Origin of the sequence: Streptomyces sp. NPDC055955 (assembly GCF_042270245.1) — a bacterium.
Classification (GTDB): Bacteria; Actinomycetota; Actinomycetes; order Streptomycetales; family Streptomycetaceae; genus Streptomyces.
Map to the genome: position 1 here is coordinate 1 of NZ_JBHJYS010000018.1, position 14,976 is coordinate 14,976.

Sequence of the window (14,976 nt, forward strand, 5' to 3'; positions counted from 1 at the left end):
GCAACGGGCCGCCGGAGGGATCCGGCGGCCCGTTGCCGTACTCGGGGGAAAGTCGGGTCAGTGCCCGCCGGTTCCCGCCGTCGCCTCCGGCAGCTTCGTCAGGACGCCCGGGTCGCCGGCGTCCGCCGTGTAGTCCGCCGCGGACGTCTCGTCGACGCCCTCAGGGGCCTTCAGAGCCTTCAGGACGAAGGTGAGGACCACGGTGACCACCACGTTCATGACGAACGCCGTGAGGCCGATGTAGCCGATCTCGCCGATGCCCGGGATCTCCTTGGCGCTGCCGCCGAAGTGCTTCTGCGTCGGCGACGCGACCCCGTACGCGGCGAGCGTGCCGTAGACCATGCCGACCGCCCAGCCGGCGAGCAGCGCCCAGCGGTGGAACCAGCGCGTGAACAGGCCGCCGACGAGGGCCGGCATGGTCTGGAGGATCCAGATGCCGCCCAGGAGCTGGAAGTTGATCGCGACGGTCTTGTCCATGGTGAGGACGAAGGCGAGCGCACCGACCTTCACGAGCAGCGACACCAGCTTGGAGACCTTGGTCTCCTGCTCGGGCGTCGCGTCCGGCTTGATGAAGTCCTTGTAGATGTTGCGCGTGAACAGGTTCGCCGCGGCGATGGACATGATCGCGGCGGGCACGAGCGCGCCGATGCCGATGGCCGCGAAAGCGACGCCCGTGAACCAGTCGGGGAACATGTTCTCGAAGAGCTGCGGGATCGCCAACTGCCCGTTCTGCACCTTGATCCCGGCCGCGATCGCCATGAAGCCGAGCAGCGCGAGCAGGCCCAGCATCAGGGAGTACAGGGGCAGGATGGTGGTGTTGCGGCGGATCACGTTGCGGCTGCGCGAGGACAGCGTCGCCGTGATCGAGTGCGGGTACATGAAGAGCGCCAGCGCCGAGCCGAGGGCCAGGGTCGCGTACGTCCACTGCCCGGCCGGTGCCGGGGCGAGCGATCCGACCGGCTTGCCCGTCGCCGGGTTGGGCGTCGCGAACTTCTCGCTCGCCGCGTGGAAGATGGCGTCGAAGCCGCCCAGCTTGATCGGGATGTAGATGATCGCGACGGCGATGACGAGGTAGATCAGACCGTCCTTGACGAACGCGATCAGGGCGGGCGCCCGCAGGCCCGACGAGTACGTGTACGCGGCGAGCACCGCGAACGCGATGAGCAGCGGCAGGTCCTTGATGAACCAGTTGGTCGACTCGTCGCCGCCGACGCCCATGACGTCCAGGACGGCCTGGATGCCGACGAGTTGGAGCGCGATGTACGGCATCGTGGCGAGGATGCCGGTGACGGCGACGGCGAGGGACAGGCCCTTGGAGCCGAAGCGGCCGCGCACGAAGTCGGAGGTCGTCACATAGCCGTGCTTGTGCGACACCGACCACAGCCGTGGCAGGAAGGTGAAGATCAGCGGGTAGACGAGGATCGTGTAGGGCACGGCGAAGAAGCCGGCGGCCCCGGCCGCGTAGATCGCCGCCGGGACGGCCACGAAGGTGTACGCGGTGTAGAGGTCGCCGCCGAGCAGGAACCAGGTGACCCAGGTGCCGAACGACCGTCCGCCCAGGCCCCATTCGTCGAGGCTCTGCTCGTTGTCGGACCTGCGCCAGCGCGCGGCCAGGAAGCCCATGACCGTGACGGCGACGAAGAAGAAGATGAAGACGCCGAGTGCGACGCCGTTGACTCCGCCGTTCATGCCTGCCCACCCGTCTTCCGGGCGCGCTGGTCACGCTGCCACAGCTTGTACGCGATCATCGTCAGCGCCGTGGAGATGAGGACCCACAGCATCTGGTACCAGTAGAAGAAGGGAATACCGATGAAGGTCGGGTCGACCTTCGCGTAGGAGCTGACCCAGAGCATCGCCACGAACGGCGCGACGAGGCACAGGGCAATGACCACTCGCACCGGTGTGACCACCGGCCGTTTCACTTCAGGCGCATCCGACATACGGCGGTCCGTCCCCTCGCTGATCCCGCTTATCCCATGCTTAACGTGGCGGAAATCTAGGCGACGATCTCGTCGTATGGAACCCCCGTCCGGATAACGGACAATGTGTGGCCGACATGCCGCCCATGTGCCGACTCGTCGGTCGGCACGAGCGGATTCGCGTACGACGCCGTCAGTCCGTCGGGCGCTTGAGGCGGGCCACGAACTTGTAGCGGTCGCCGCGGTACACCGAGCGCACCCACTCGACGGGCTGCCCCGTGCCGTCCAGGGAGTGCCGCGACAGCATCAGCATGGGCAGGCCCACGTCCGTGCCGAGCAGGCCCGCCTCGCGCGGGGTGGCGAGGGACGTCTCGATGGTCTCCTCGGCCTCGGCCAGGCGCACGCCGTAGACCTCGGCCAGCGCCGTGTACAGGGACGTGTACTTGACGAGGGAGCGGCGCAGCGCGGGGAAGCGCTTGGCCGACAGGTGCGTCGTCTCGATGGCCATCGGCTCGCCGCTCGCGAGGCGGAGCCGCTCGATGCGCAGGACGCGGCCGCCCGCGGTGATGTCGAGGAGCCCGGCGAGGGTGTCGTCGGCGGTCACGTAGCCGATGTCCAGGAGCTGCGACGTGGGTTCCAGGCCCTGGGCGCGCATGTCCTCGGTGTACGAGGTCAGTTGCAGCGCCTGCGAGACCTTGGGCTTGGCGACGAACGTCCCCTTGCCCTGGATGCGTTCGAGCCGGCCCTCGACGACCAGTTCCTGGAGTGCCTGGCGCACGGTCGTGCGGGAGGTGTCGAACTCGGCGGCGAGGGTGCGCTCGGGCGGGACCGGGGTGCCCGGCGGCAGCGTCTCGGTCATGTCCAGCAAGTGCCGCTTCAGGCGGTAGTACTTGGGCACGCGCGCGGTGCGGCCCGCCGCGGGTGCCTCCGCCGTCGTGGCGCCGCCCGCATCGGTTCCGCTGCTGCCCGCATGGGTGCCCATGGTCCGCCTTCCCGGCTCCTGTGGTGCTGCCGTCACCGGCTCCTCCGTCTGTCGCGGCTCACATCGTGGCACGGCCCTCCCCGGGGGAGCCGTGGTCCCTCAGGTGTCGGTCCGATAACGGACGTGACAGCCCTTCTTATACACCCTTGACACCCCTAAAGGTCTAGGCCAAGCTCCCGGGTACTGGTCTACACCATTAAAGACCAGGTCCCAGTCCCACGTGCAGTACCACGTCGAGTTTGTTGTGTTCGTCGTATCCGTCGTTGTGGGCGGGGGGTTGCTGGCATCCCTGAGGAGGGTGACGTGAAGCGCAGGCTCATTGCGGCTATCGGTGTCGCGGGCATGTTGGTTTCGATCGCGGCGTGTGGCAGTGGTGATGACGGCAGCAAGGACAAGAAGGCCGGCGCCGACGGCTACAAGGGCCAGACGCTGACCGTGTGGGCCATGGACGGCTCGACGCCGGACACCTGGCAGAAGGACGTCACGGCGGCGTTCGAGAAGAAGACCGGCGCGAAGCTGAAGATCGAGATCCAGCAGTGGAACGGCATCCAGCAGAAGCTGACCACCGCCCTGTCCGAGGAGAACCCGCCGGACGTCTTCGAGGTCGGCAACACGCAGACCCCCGCCTACGCCAAGACCGGCGGCCTCGCCGACCTCTCCGACCTCAAGTCCTCGATCGGCGCCGACTGGGCCGAGTCGATGAACAAGTCCGCGGTCTCGGACGGCAAGCAGTACGCCGCCCCGTGGTTCGTCGTGAACCGCGTCGTCATCTACAACAAGAAGATCTGGGCCGACGCCGGCATCAAGGACACCCCCAAGACGCGCGACGAGTTCTACAAGGACCTTCAGACCATCGGCAAGAAGACGGACGCCGAGCCGATCTACCTGCCCGGTCAGAACTGGTACCACTTCGTCGGCCTGACCATCGGTGAGGGCGCCGAGCTCGTCAAGAAGGACGGCGACAAGTACGTCTCCAACCTGGGTGACCCCAAGGTCGCCGCCGCCATGGAGACGTACAAGAAGTTCCAGGCCCTGTCCAAGGCCCCCAAGGACAAGGACGAGGCCACCCCGCAGCAGGCCGAGGTCTTCGCCAAGGGCAAGACCGGCTCCTTCATCGGCATGGGCTGGGAGTCCGCCCTCGCCATCAAGGCCAACCCGAAGATCGAGAAGGAGATCGGCTACTTCACCGTCCCGGGTGCCACGGCCGACAAGCCCGAGGGTGTCTTCCTCGGCGGCTCCAACCTCGCCGTCGCCGCGGGCAGCAAGAAGCAGGACCTCGCCAAGGAGTTCCTGAAGCTCGCGCTCTCCGACAAGTTCGAGGGCCAGCTCGCCAAGGAAGGCGGCGTGATCCCCAACAAGGAGGCGCTGCAGTCCAACCTCAAGGGCAACGCCGCCGCCGAGGCCGCCGCTCCCGCCGCGGCCGGCGGCGGCACCACCCCGCTGATCCCGGAGTGGGCCCCGGTCGAGAACGCGCCCAACCCGATCAAGACCTACATGACCGCGGTGCTGAAGGGGAAGTCCCCGGCCGCCGCCGCCAAGCAGGTCGAGGCCGAGTTCAACAAGCGCCTCTCGCAGAAGCAGTAAGGCAGCAACAGGCCCCGCGGGGACGGAGAGTGCCGCAAGGCCCTCCGCCCCCGCGGGGTCCACGGTGTCCCGGCAGGCCCAGAAAAGAGATGGCGAGCATGACCGTGCAGACCGAACGGCCGCCCTCCGGCCCGGCGGAGGTCCGCAAAGCGGACGGCGGGGAATCCGGCGGACCGAGAAAGCAGGCCCGCGGACGGGCCGGGGCCCTCGCGCCCCATCTGCTGCTGCTTCCCGCGGTCGCGGCCACCGTGCTGCTCCTCGGCTGGCCGCTGCTCAAGGACGGGCTCCTGTCGTTCCAGAACCTCAACATGGGGCAGCTGATCCAGCATGTCACCGAGTGGAACGGCTTCGACAACTACCAAGAAGTACTGACCAGTTCGGACTTCTGGCGGGTGACCGGACGCTCCATCGTCTTCACCCTCGTCAACGCCGTCCTGATCATGGTGATCGGCACCCTCGTCGGTCTGCTCCTCGCCCGGCTCGGCAAGCGCATGCGCGTCCTGCTCCTCGTCGGGCTCGTGCTCGCCTGGGCGATGCCCGTCGTCGCCGCGACCACCGTCTACCAGTGGCTGTTCGCGGAGCGCTTCGGCGTCGTCAACTGGGTCCTCGACAGGCTCGGCTGGCACGCGATGGCCGACTACAGCTGGACCGGCAGCCAGATGTCGACGTTCTTCGTCGTCACCGTGCTGATCGTCTGGATGTCGATCCCGTTCGTCGCGATCAACCTCTACGCCGCGACGACCACCATCCCCAAGGAGCTCTACGAAGCCGCGTCCCTCGACGGCGCCGGCCCCTGGAAGAGCTTCCTCTCGGTCACCCTGCCGTATCTGCGGCCCTTCCTCTACGCGACGACGTTCCTCGAGATCATCTGGGTCTTCAAGGCGTTCGTCCAGGTCTTCACGATCAACGGCGGCGGCCCCGACCGGCTCACCGAGATCCTGCCCGTGTACGCGTACATCGAGGGCGTCGGCAACCAGCACTTCGGCATGGGCGCGGCGATCGCCGTCCTGACGATCCTGATCCTGCTCGTGCTGACCTCCTCCTACCTCCGGATCGTGCTCAAGCAAGAGGAGGACGAGCTGTGAAGCGCTCCGCTTCGTCGACGTTCCGCCGCGCCTGGCCCAATGTGACGGCCGTGATCCTGTTCATCGGCTTCGTCTTCCCCGTCTACTGGATGTTCGCGACGGCGCTCAAGCCGACGGGCGACATCATCAGCGAGAACCCGGTCTGGTTCCCGACCGACATCACGTTCGAGCACTTCAGGACGGCGTTCGGCGCCGACAACTTCTGGACGCTGGTGCGCAACTCGGTCACCGTGACCGTGCTCGCCGTCGTCTTCTCGCTGGTCATCGGCCTGGCCGCGGCATTCGCCCTCGCTCGGATGCGGTTCAAGGGCCGCCGCGGTTTCATCATCGGGTTCATGCTGGCCCAGATGGCGCCCTGGGAAGTCATGGTCATCGCGATCTACATGATCGTGCGCGACGCGTCGATGCTGAACAGCCTGGTTCCGCTGACCCTCTTCTACATGGTGATGATCCTGCCCTTCACCCTCCTCACGCTGCGCGGCTTCGTCGCCGCCGTGCCCAGGGAGCTGGAGGAGTCCGCGATGGTCGACGGCTGCACCCGCATACAGGCCTTCCGCAGGGTGATCCTTCCGCTGCTCGCGCCCGGCCTGATGTCGACCTCGATGTTCGGCTTCATCACCGCCTGGAACGAGTTCCCGATGGTCCTCGTTCTCAACAAGTCGCCCGAGGCGCAGACGCTGCCGCTGTGGCTCTCCAGTTTCCAGACCGCCTTCGGCGACGACTGGGGTGCGACTATGGCCGCGTCCTCGCTCTTCGCGATCCCGATCCTGATCCTCTTCGTCTTCCTGCAGCGCAGGGCCGTCAGCGGCCTCACCGACGGCGCCGTGAAGGGATAACACCGCCAGATGACGACACTCACCGCACGCGGCACCGACACCCTCACCCGTGACGCGCTCACCGTCCTCCAGCCCGGCTTCACCGGCACCAGTGCCCCCGACTGGCTGCTGCGCCGGCTCGGCGAGGGCCTCGCCTCCGTCGGTCTGTTCGGCCGGAACATCGCCTCGCCCGAGCAGCTCGCCGCCCTGACCGCCCAGTTGCGGGCCGAGCGTGACGACGTCCTGGTCGCCATCGACGAGGAGGGCGGTGACGTCACCCGCCTGGAGGTGCGCTCCGGATCCTCGTTCCCCGGCAACCACGCCCTGGGCGCGGTCGACGACGTGGAGCTCACCCGGTCCGTCGCCGCCGAACTCGGCCGCCGCCTGGCCGCCTGCGGCGTCAACCTCAACTGGGCCCCGTCCGCGGACGTCAACTCCAACCCGGCCAACCCCGTCATCGGCGTACGGTCCTTCGGCGCCGACACCGGCCTCGTCTCCCGTCACACCGCCGCGTACGTCACCGGGCTCCAGTCCGCGGGCGTCGCCGCCTGCACCAAGCACTTCCCCGGCCACGGCGACACCGCCGTCGACTCGCACCACGACATGCCCCGCATCGACGTGGGCCTCGACGTGCTCCACGAGCGTGAGCTCGCGCCGTTCCGGGCGGCGATCGCGGCCGGCACGCGCGCGGTGATGAGCGCCCACATCCTCGTCCCCGCCCTGGACCCGGACCGCCCCGCCACCCTCTCGCGCCGCATCCTGACCGGCCTGCTCCGCGAGGAACTGGGTTACGAGGGGCTGATCGTCACCGACGGCATGGAGATGCAGGCCATCTCCGCCACGTACGGCATCGAGCGCGGCAGCGTCCTCGCCATCGCGGCCGGCGCCGACGCCATCTGCGTCGGCGGCGGGCTCGCCGACGACGACACGGTCCTGCGCCTGCGCGACGCTCTCGTCGCCGCGGTGCGCGCGGGCGACCTGCCGGAGGAGCGGCTCGCCGACGCCGCGGCGCGGGTGCGCTCGCTCGCCCGGTGGACCTCGGAGCCGGGCGCGGCCGAGCATGCGGGGGGCGCGCCCGACTCCGGGATCGGACTGGTCGCGGCGCGGCGGGCGGTGACCGTCACGCGCGGTGAGCACGCGGCCCCCGTCACCGAGGCGCCGTACGTCGCCGCCTTCACGCCGGTCGCCAACATCGCGGTCGGCGACGAGACGCCGTGGGGTGTCGCCGCCGAACTGGAGCGGCTGCTGCCCGGCACGGAGACCGGCAGCTTCTCCGGCGCGGACGCGGGAGCCGCCGCCCTGGCCGCGGCGGGGGAGCGCCGCATCGTCGCCGTGGTCCGCGACGCCCACCGCCACGCGTGGATGGCTCAGTCGCTGGACACGCTCCTCGCGGCCCGCCCCGACACGGTCGTGGTCGAGATGGGCGTACCGCAGGCACCGCCCCAGGGCGCCCTGCACGTGGCGACGCACGGCGCGGCCCGGGTGTGCGGTCTGGCGGCCGCCGAGGTGATCGTCGCCGGGTGAGCCGGGCGCCCCTTCGGGGGCGCGGGCCCGTGACACGGTGCGGCTTCGCCGCGCGGGCGCGACCAGCCTCGGTGCTCCCGCCTCCGTGGACGACAGACACAAAGGTGCCGGTCACCCCGCACAGGGGTGACCGGCACCTTCAGGTCGGCCCGAACTCGCCTACAGCCCCTGCCAGGCGGGCTTGTTCACGTACGTGTGCCGGAAGTACTCGGAGAGCTTGAGCTTCGACGCCGCCCCCTCGTCGACGACGACCGTCGCGTGCGGGTGCAGCTGGAGCGCCGACGCCGGCACCACGGAGGCCACCGGACCCTCGACGGTCGCCGCCACGGCGTCCGCCTTGCCCTCACCGGTGGCGAGCAGCACCAGATGCCGCGCCTCCAGGATCGTGCCGATGCCCTGCGTGATGACGTGACGCGGCACTTGGCTGAGGTCGCCGTCGAAGAAGCGCGCGTTGTCCGCGATGGTCTGCTGCGTCAGCGTCTTGATCCGTGTACGGGAGGCGATCGACGAGCACGGCTCGTTGAAGCCGATGTGTCCGTCGGTGCCGATGCCGAGGAGTTGGAGGTCCACACCTCCGGCGGCGGCGAGCGCCTTGTCGTACGCCTCGCAGGCCGCCTGTACGTCCTCGGCGCTGCCGTCCGGGCCCATGAAGGAGCCCTCGCTCAGGCCGAGCGGCTCGACGACCTCGCGCAGCACGGTCGCCCGGTAGGACTCGGGGTGTCCGGTCGGCAGGCCCACGTACTCGTCGAGCTGGGCGATGCGGGCCTTCGACGCGTCGACCTCGCCGCCGGCGACCTTGGCCGCCAGCGCCTCGTAGATCGGCAGCGGGGTCGAGCCGGTGGCCACGCCGAGCAGGGCGTCGGGCTTGCGGCGCAGCAGCTGGGCCATCGCCTCGGCGATGAGCTCGCCGCCTGCCTTGGCGTCCGGGACGATCACAACTTCCACGCTGGGCCTGCCGATCTGGTCGAGGGTGTGATGCTGCGCATGTGGTATAGACCAATCTAGCAGAGGTGGCCCGGCCGGTCACGGGGCGTACGCCCGCTGTCCGACCATGCTCGACGCTCCCTGTGCCGACGGCACCTCGAAGCCGCCACGCCCGAACCGACTCGGCCGGGCGCGCGCCCGCGTCAGCCGCCAGAGTGGAACCGAGCGTGCACAGGAGGAGCCCGGCCGGCCCCGCCGCCGCACCCGCGACCGCCCCTGTGGAGGAGTCCGCATGACCGCCACCCCCTCGGCCCCGAAGAGCGAGCAGCCGGGCCGGATCATGGCCCGCGAGATGGCCGAACAGCCCGCGGTGCTGCGTCGCCTCCTGGACGACGGCGCTCCCCGCATCCGCGAGGTGGCCCGTCTTGTCGCCGCGCAGGCACCCCGCTTCGTCCTGCTCACCGCCCGCGGCACCTCCGACAACGCCGCCCTCTACGCGAAGTACCTGCTGGAGATCCAGCTCGGGATGCCCTGCGGCCTGGCCTCCATGTCCACCACGACGGCGTACGGCGCCCGGCCCGACCTGCGCGATGTCCTGGCCGTCACCGTCAGCCAGTCGGGCGGCTCGCCCGACCTGGTCGCCTCCACGAAGGCGGCCCGCGCGGCCGGCGCGATCACCCTCGCGGTGACCAACAACCCGGACTCCCCGCTGGCCGCCGTCTCCGAGCACCACATCGACATCATGGCGGGCCCGGAGAAGGCGCTCCCCGCCACGAAGACGTACACCGCGTCCCTGCTCGCGCTCTACCTCTTCGTCGAGGGGCTGCGCGGCGGCGACGGCTCGCCCGCCGGCGTGCTGCCCGGCCTCGCCCAGCAGCTCCTGGACCGTCAGGACGAGGTGCGCGCCCTCGCCTCCCGGTACCGCTTCGCGAACCGCATGGTGATCACCTCGCGCGGCTACGGCTATCCGACCGCCAAGGAGGCCGCCCTCAAACTCATGGAGACCAGCTACATCCCGGCCCTGTCCTACTCGGGCGCCGACCTGCTGCACGGCCCGCTCGCCATGGTCGACAACATCTCACCGGTCATCGCCGTCGTCACGGACGGCAAGGGCGGCAGCATGCTCCAGCCCGTGCTCGACCGGCTGCGCGGCCGCGGCGCCGACCTCGTCGTCATCGGCCCCGAGGCGCAGGTGGCCCAGGCCTCGGCCGGCTTCGTCCTGCCCACCGAGGGCGTCGCGGAGGAGGTCCAGCCGGTCCTGGAGATCATCCCGCTCCAGCTCCTCGCGTACGAGGTCACCATCGCCCGCGGCCAGGACCCGGACGCCCCGAGGGCGCTGGCGAAGGTGACGGAGACGCACTGACTCCCGCCGTCATCTGTGGCGCCCGCCCTTCTCCAGCGCCCGCCTAGAATTCGCGGATGGCGACCGAGCGGCGCGGACGGCCCCGCTCCTTCGACCGGGACGCCTCCCTGGAGAAGGCGATGCGCGCCTTCTGGGAGCACGGCCACGAGGCGACGACCGTCGCCGAGCTGACCCGGGCCATGGACATCGGCGCCCCAGCCTCTACGCGGCCTTCGGTGACAAGAAGACGCTGTTCGGCGAGGTCGTGAGGTTCTACAGCGCCACGCACGCCTCGTTCGGGGAGCGCGCCTGCGCCGAGAAGCCCACGGCCCGCGCCGCGCCGGCCCGCCTGCTCCACGAGACCGCGGCCGCGTTCACGCGCCCCGGCCTGCCGCACGGCTGCATGGTCGTCCACGCGGCGACCAACTGCACCACGCCCGGGATCGAGGAGGCACTGCGCGACCGGCGGCAGGCCGATATCACCGCTTTCGAGACCCGGATCCGGGCGGGTGTCGCGGAAGGGGAGCTTCCGTCCGACACGGACGCGGCGGCTCTGGCAGGCTATATGGGAGCGGTCCTCCAGGGGATGTCCCAGCAGGCCCGCGACGGCGCGAGCCGGAGCGATCTGGAGTCACTCGCCGACCTGGCGATGGCGGCCTGGCCCGCGGCCACGAAAGCGGATACGAAGAGACAACAACAAACATCGTCCAACGCGTAGACATGACAGAATGGTCTAGTCCACAATGCGATGGTAAAGCCTCCGCCCTCCCCGCACAGGAGGACGGACCGAGGAGCCGGCGCTCTCTGCCCTGACTGCGGCGGGTCCTCACATGGCCGACGGGACCGCACACCCGACGGCTGTTGCAACTCCGGGCTGCGGTGCCGGGAGGGCTGAGGGTCCCTCCCAGGCGCCGCGGCCCGCGGGTGTCTTCGGGCCCGAACCCGCCAGGTACCCTCGGCTCCGTGCCCTCCATGAACGACCTCGTACGCCAGCACACGGCCCTCGGCGACTCCGACCTCGAGTGGCTGCACCTGCTGGTCTCGGAGTGGCAACTGCTCTCCGACCTCTCCTTCGCCGACCTCGTGCTGTGGGTCCCCACGCTCGACGGCACCCGCTATGTCTCCGTGGCGCAGATGCGGCCCAACACGGGCCCCACCTCGTACCAGGACGACATGGTCGGCCATCTCGTCCCGCGCGGCCGCCGCCCCCTCCTGGACGCCGCCCTCGACGAGGGCCGCATCGTCCGCGAGGGCGACCCCGAGTGGCGCGAGGAGGTCCCGGTACGCGTCGAGTCCATCCCTGTGCGCAGGGAAGGGCGCGTCCTCGGCGTGATCGCCCGCAACACGAACCTGCTCACGGTCCGTACCCCCTCCCGCCTCGAACTGACCTATCTCCAGTCGGCCTCCGACCTCGCCCAGATGATCGCGGCCGGGTCCTTCCCGTTCCCGGGCCAGCAGGTCGACATGGACGCCTCGCCGCGCGTCGGCGACGGCCTCATCCGCCTCGACGCGGACGGCGTCGTCCAGTACGCGTCGCCGAACGCGCTCTCCGCGTACCACCGGCTCGGCTTCTCCGCCGACCTGGTCGGGCACCACCTCGGCCGGACGACGGCCGAACTCGCCCCGTCGCGCGGCCCGGTGGACGAGGCGCTCGCCAAGGTGGCCAGCGGCTGGGCGCCGCGCGAGTTCGAGATCGAGGGCGAGGAGGGGTCGATCCAGCTCCGCGCGATCCCCCTCAAACCCAAGGGCACCCGCATCGGGTCCCTCGTCCTTCTGCGCGACGTCACCGAACTGCGCCGCCGCGAGCGGGAGTTGATCACCAAGGACGCGACCATCCGGGAGATCCACCACCGGGTGAAGAACAACCTCCAGACCGTCGCCGCCCTGCTGCGCCTCCAGGCCCGCCGCATCGACTCCGACAGCGGCCGCGAGGCCCTGGAGGAAGCGGTGCGCCGCGTCGGCTCCATCGCCATCGTCCACGAGACGCTGTCCCAGAACCTGGACGAGCGCGTGGAGTTCGACGAGATCGCCGACCGGGTGCTCGCCATGGTCGCGGAGATCTCACCGGGCGTGGTCACGGGCCGGCGCACCGGCCGCTTCGGCATCCTGGACGCCGAGGTCGCCACCCCGCTGTCGATGGTCCTCACCGAGGTCCTGCAGAACGCCCTGGAACACGGATTCCGTCAGGGCGACACCGGCACGGTCGAGGTCTCCGCGGTGCGCGGCGGCACCATCAAGGACGCCCGCCTCCTGATCACCGTCACCGACGACGGCGTGGGCCTGCCCGAGGGCTTCGACCCGAAGCGCGCCGGCAACCTGGGCCTGCAGATCGTGCGCACCCTCGTCGAGGGTGAGCTGAGCGGATCGTTCGACATGGTCCCGGCGCCCGGCCGCGGTACCCGGGTCGTCCTCGACATCCCGGTGACCGCCGACAAGTAGCCGGCCCGGCGCCGGGCCGCCGCGTCGGCAAACCGACACAGACGCAAACGCCAGTGAGCCCCGGACCGTTGGGTCCGGGGCTCACTGTTCGCGTTGCCCGGGTCTACATCCCGGGCGGAGCCTGGGTGGAGCATCGGGGGTACTGCGCGCTGCGGCTCGGGGGCGGGAGTTGCGTACTCGCTGTACGCGCCGCCGGGCTCAGGCTCGTGGGGGGCGTGGGCGTCAGGCGCTGGCCTGGCGAGCACGGTTGCGGGCGGCGCGACGCTTCATTGCGCGGCGCTCGTCCTCGCTGAGGCCACCCCAGACGCCGGAGTCCTGGCCGGACTCGAGCGCCCACTGCAGGCACTGCTCCATGACGGGGCAGCGGCGGCAGACGGCCTTGGCTTCCTCGATCTGCAGCAGCGCAGGACCGGTGTTGCCGATGGGGAAGAAGAGCTCGGGGTCTTCCTCGCGGCAAACGGCGTTGTGACGCCAGTCCATGGCTGCTACCTCTCCTTGGTATTACGTGCGGGTTGCTTGTGAATGTGAACGCTTTCACGAATCCCCCGACAACGGAAGGGACTTCCGTCACATCTGCGACGATGTCCTGTGTGTTGAGGAGGGGGTTCGGGCTCTCTGTGGGGCCGATGTTGCGGGCCGTCCCGAGCGCCATGTAGAGATTCGCAAACCTCGGCGGCGGATACAACCCCTTCAGGAAAGTTTTTTTTGATTCCTCGGTGTCGGCTAGGTCACAGCCGTACTTCCATGGGGTGGATCCTGGCCCAAACGTTCGAGATAAAGGACTTTGGGCTCTTCCACTCACACAATCACACGCAGTGCACGGCGTACGCCTGTGAACGTCACGCTCGTCCGCAGCCCCAGGTGGTCACCGTCCATCTGAAGGGGCAGGGGGACCTTCGATTGCAAGGTGAAGTCGGTCAGGTCGTGCAGGGTCACCGCGTTCTTCCCGTGGGGTCCCCGGTCGGGTGACGAGGTGAGCAGCTGGGTGCCGTAACGGGCCACCGAAGGGGCGGACAGTTTCTTGAGTCCGAGCACGTCAAGGCCGGTGTCGAAGGACGCCTGAGGGGACGCGTAGAGCGGCCTGTTCCCCAGATATGACCATGGGGAGGTATTGCAGACTATGGACAGGACCAGATCGGTGACGGGGTCCTCACCCGGCCGGTCCAGTGTGATCGCGCCGTGCCGGCGGTCGTGCTCGCCGAGGAACTGGCGTACGACCTGACGCAAATAGAGCGCGTGTGTCGATCGCTTTCCGCGTTCGCGTTGCTGTTCGACCCGGCCGATGACGCCGCCGTCGAAGCCGAGACCGGCACAGAACGTGAACCAGCGGGACGGGGCGGCCTCGTCCGCCGTACCCGGCGTGCCGCCCGCGCTGCCGAGACCCACCGTGCGCTCCCGGCCCTCGCGCAGAGCGTCGAGCAGGGCGCCCGTCGCCTCCACCGCGTCGTTCGGCAGGCCGAGGGCGCGGGCGAAGACATTGGTGGAGCCGCCGGGGACGACGGCGAGGCGGGGGAGGCGGTCCGGGTCGGGGCCGTGGTGCAGCAGGCCGTTCACGACCTCGTTGACCGTGCCGTCGCCGCCCAGGGCCACGACCAGCTCGATGTCCTTGCTCTCCGCGGCCTGTCGGCCGAGGTCTCTCGCGTGCCCGCGGTACTCCGTGGTGATCGCCTCGAGCTTCATCTCGCTCGCGAGCGCGTGGATCAGTACGTCACGCGTACGCGCACTGGTGGTGGTTGCCGCCGGATTGACCACAAGAAGTGCACGCATGCGAAGCAGGGTACCTACCGGGTGGTACTCGGCCCAGACCGAGGTAGGAGTCGGGTAAGAAACCGGGGCCGCCGCGGGCCCCACCCGGGGCGGCCGGGAGACACGGGCCGAGAGCTACCCTGCTTGGGTGACCTCAGAGCAGAACCCCAGCCCCGAAGACGCCGCGAACCCCGACGGCGGCCCGCGCCCCGGGCGGCTGACCGCGGCCGCCGCGCTGGCCGCTCTCGAGGGGGCCGCCCTGCTCGTCGGCGGTGTCTCCATGCTCGTCATGGGCCTCGCGGGTCACCCCGACGACCCCGAGCAGGCCGCGACCGGCGGTGTCACTCTCGTCGTCCTCGCGCTGCTGCCGCTGATCGCGGCGCGCGGGCTGCTGAAGCGGCGCAGGTGGAGCCGGGGGCCCGCGATCATCACGCAGATCATGGCGCTTCCGGTCGCCTACACGCTGCTCCAGGCCGACAGCGTGATGATCCCGGGCGGGATCGCGCTCGCCGTCGTCGCGGTGACGGCGCTGGTGCTCCTGGTGAACCCGGCCACGACCCGGGCGCTCGGCATCACGACGCCGGGCGCCGCGGGCGACGTACCGGGCCGGAAGTAG

The 14,976-nt window shown here is 69.9% G+C and carries 13 protein-coding genes and 1 pseudogene; 8 read left to right on the forward strand and 6 right to left on the reverse strand.

The features are described from left to right. Positions 1 to 57 precede the first annotated feature (57 nt). The 3 genes from mctP to ACFC96_RS30545 all read right to left on the reverse strand — a co-directional run bounded on the left by mctP (position 58) and on the right by ACFC96_RS30545 (position 2,901). The gene (mctP, locus tag ACFC96_RS30535; RefSeq protein ID WP_376258043.1) at positions 58 to 1,689 is read right to left on the reverse strand and encodes a monocarboxylate uptake permease MctP; all 1,632 of its coding nucleotides are present in this window, start codon (positions 1,687 to 1,689) and stop codon (positions 58 to 60) included. Continuing rightward, a complete protein-coding gene (locus ACFC96_RS30540) occupies positions 1,686 to 1,940 on the reverse strand; it encodes a DUF3311 domain-containing protein (protein WP_376258045.1) in 255 nt (84 codons plus the stop codon). The genes mctP and ACFC96_RS30540 overlap by 4 nt, the downstream gene beginning before the upstream one ends. 172 nt (positions 1,941 to 2,112) lie before the next feature. Continuing rightward, complete coding sequence (locus tag ACFC96_RS30545) at positions 2,113 to 2,901, reverse strand: GntR family transcriptional regulator (RefSeq protein WP_116510148.1); 789 nt, start codon at positions 2,899 to 2,901, stop codon at positions 2,113 to 2,115. A gap of 303 nt (positions 2,902 to 3,204) precedes the next feature. On the opposite strand from ACFC96_RS30545, the gene ACFC96_RS30550 reads away from it, so the two are divergent. From ACFC96_RS30550 to ACFC96_RS30565, 4 genes are all read left to right on the forward strand, one after another. Beyond that, a complete protein-coding gene (locus ACFC96_RS30550; RefSeq protein ID WP_376258047.1) occupies positions 3,205 to 4,485 on the forward strand; it encodes an extracellular solute-binding protein in 1,281 nt (426 codons plus the stop codon). 98 nt (positions 4,486 to 4,583) lie between these two features. Further along, positions 4,584 to 5,570, forward strand: coding sequence for a carbohydrate ABC transporter permease (locus tag ACFC96_RS30555; RefSeq protein WP_376615136.1), 987 nt, complete (start codon positions 4,584 to 4,586; stop codon positions 5,568 to 5,570). Further along, positions 5,567 to 6,406: a carbohydrate ABC transporter permease gene (locus tag ACFC96_RS30560; protein ID WP_376258051.1), complete on the forward strand. Its 840-nt coding sequence runs from the start codon at positions 5,567 to 5,569 to the stop codon at positions 6,404 to 6,406. The genes ACFC96_RS30555 and ACFC96_RS30560 overlap by 4 nt, the downstream gene beginning before the upstream one ends. A 9-nt stretch (positions 6,407 to 6,415) precedes the next feature. After that, the gene (locus ACFC96_RS30565; RefSeq protein WP_376258053.1) at positions 6,416 to 7,909 is read left to right on the forward strand and encodes a glycoside hydrolase family 3 protein; all 1,494 of its coding nucleotides are present in this window, start codon (positions 6,416 to 6,418) and stop codon (positions 7,907 to 7,909) included. A 159-nt stretch (positions 7,910 to 8,068) separates the two neighbouring features. Here ACFC96_RS30565 and nagB read toward each other — a convergent pair whose 3' ends face one another. Next, complete coding sequence (gene nagB / locus ACFC96_RS30570) at positions 8,069 to 8,854, reverse strand: glucosamine-6-phosphate deaminase (RefSeq protein ID WP_376258055.1); 786 nt, start codon at positions 8,852 to 8,854, stop codon at positions 8,069 to 8,071. A gap of 271 nt (positions 8,855 to 9,125) precedes the next feature. On the opposite strand from nagB, the gene ACFC96_RS30575 reads away from it, so the two are divergent. The 3 genes and pseudogenes from ACFC96_RS30575 (at position 9,126) to ACFC96_RS30585 (ending at position 12,614) form a co-directional block, all read left to right on the forward strand. Then, positions 9,126 to 10,196, forward strand: a complete 1,071-nt coding sequence (locus ACFC96_RS30575) for an SIS domain-containing protein (protein WP_376258057.1) — start codon at positions 9,126 to 9,128, stop codon at positions 10,194 to 10,196. 56 nt (positions 10,197 to 10,252) lie between these two features. Continuing rightward, a pseudogene (locus tag ACFC96_RS30580) lies at positions 10,253 to 10,893 on the forward strand (TetR/AcrR family transcriptional regulator). A gap of 254 nt (positions 10,894 to 11,147) precedes the next feature. Next, entirely contained in the window at positions 11,148 to 12,614 is a 1,467-nt protein-coding gene (locus tag ACFC96_RS30585) for a sensor histidine kinase (RefSeq protein ID WP_376258319.1), read from the forward strand. A 222-nt stretch (positions 12,615 to 12,836) separates the two neighbouring features. On the opposite strand, the gene ACFC96_RS30590 is transcribed toward ACFC96_RS30585, so the two are convergent. Together ACFC96_RS30590 and ACFC96_RS30595 are read right to left on the reverse strand one after the other, a co-directional pair. Beyond that, positions 12,837 to 13,094 carry a WhiB family transcriptional regulator gene (locus ACFC96_RS30590; protein ID WP_016639615.1) on the reverse strand — a complete coding sequence of 86 codons (258 nt, stop codon included), beginning with the start codon at positions 13,092 to 13,094 and terminating at the stop codon, positions 12,837 to 12,839. 318 nt (positions 13,095 to 13,412) lie between these two features. Beyond that, positions 13,413 to 14,381 carry a diacylglycerol/lipid kinase family protein gene (locus ACFC96_RS30595; protein ID WP_376258059.1) on the reverse strand — a complete coding sequence of 323 codons (969 nt, stop codon included), beginning with the start codon at positions 14,379 to 14,381 and terminating at the stop codon, positions 13,413 to 13,415. Positions 14,382 to 14,508: 127 nt separating this feature from the next. Here ACFC96_RS30595 and ACFC96_RS30600 point away from each other — a divergent pair, with 127 nt between their 5' ends. Beyond that, the gene (locus ACFC96_RS30600; RefSeq protein WP_376615138.1) at positions 14,509 to 14,976 is read left to right on the forward strand and encodes a hypothetical protein; all 468 of its coding nucleotides are present in this window, start codon (positions 14,509 to 14,511) and stop codon (positions 14,974 to 14,976) included.

Excerpts from the sequence above, each read along its gene's own strand:
- ACFC96_RS30540 (WP_376258045.1), bottom strand. The coding sequence starts at position 1,940 with ATGTCGGATGCGCCTGAAGTGAAACGGCCGGTGGTCACACCGGTGCGA.
- ACFC96_RS30565 (WP_376258053.1), top strand. The coding sequence starts at position 6,416 with ATGACGACACTCACCGCACGCGGCACCGACACCCTCACCCGTGACGCG.
- ACFC96_RS30575 (WP_376258057.1), top strand. The coding sequence starts at position 9,126 with ATGACCGCCACCCCCTCGGCCCCGAAGAGCGAGCAGCCGGGCCGGATC.
- mctP (WP_376258043.1), bottom strand. The coding sequence starts at position 1,689 with ATGAACGGCGGAGTCAACGGCGTCGCACTCGGCGTCTTCATCTTCTTC.
- ACFC96_RS30595 (WP_376258059.1), bottom strand. The coding sequence starts at position 14,381 with ATGCGTGCACTTCTTGTGGTCAATCCGGCGGCAACCACCACCAGTGCG.
- ACFC96_RS30555 (WP_376615136.1), top strand. The coding sequence starts at position 4,584 with ATGACCGTGCAGACCGAACGGCCGCCCTCCGGCCCGGCGGAGGTCCGC.
- ACFC96_RS30585 (WP_376258319.1), top strand. The coding sequence starts at position 11,148 with ATGAACGACCTCGTACGCCAGCACACGGCCCTCGGCGACTCCGACCTC.
- ACFC96_RS30545 (WP_116510148.1), bottom strand. The coding sequence starts at position 2,901 with ATGGGCACCCATGCGGGCAGCAGCGGAACCGATGCGGGCGGCGCCACG.
- ACFC96_RS30590 (WP_016639615.1), bottom strand. The coding sequence starts at position 13,094 with ATGGACTGGCGTCACAACGCCGTTTGCCGCGAGGAAGACCCCGAGCTC.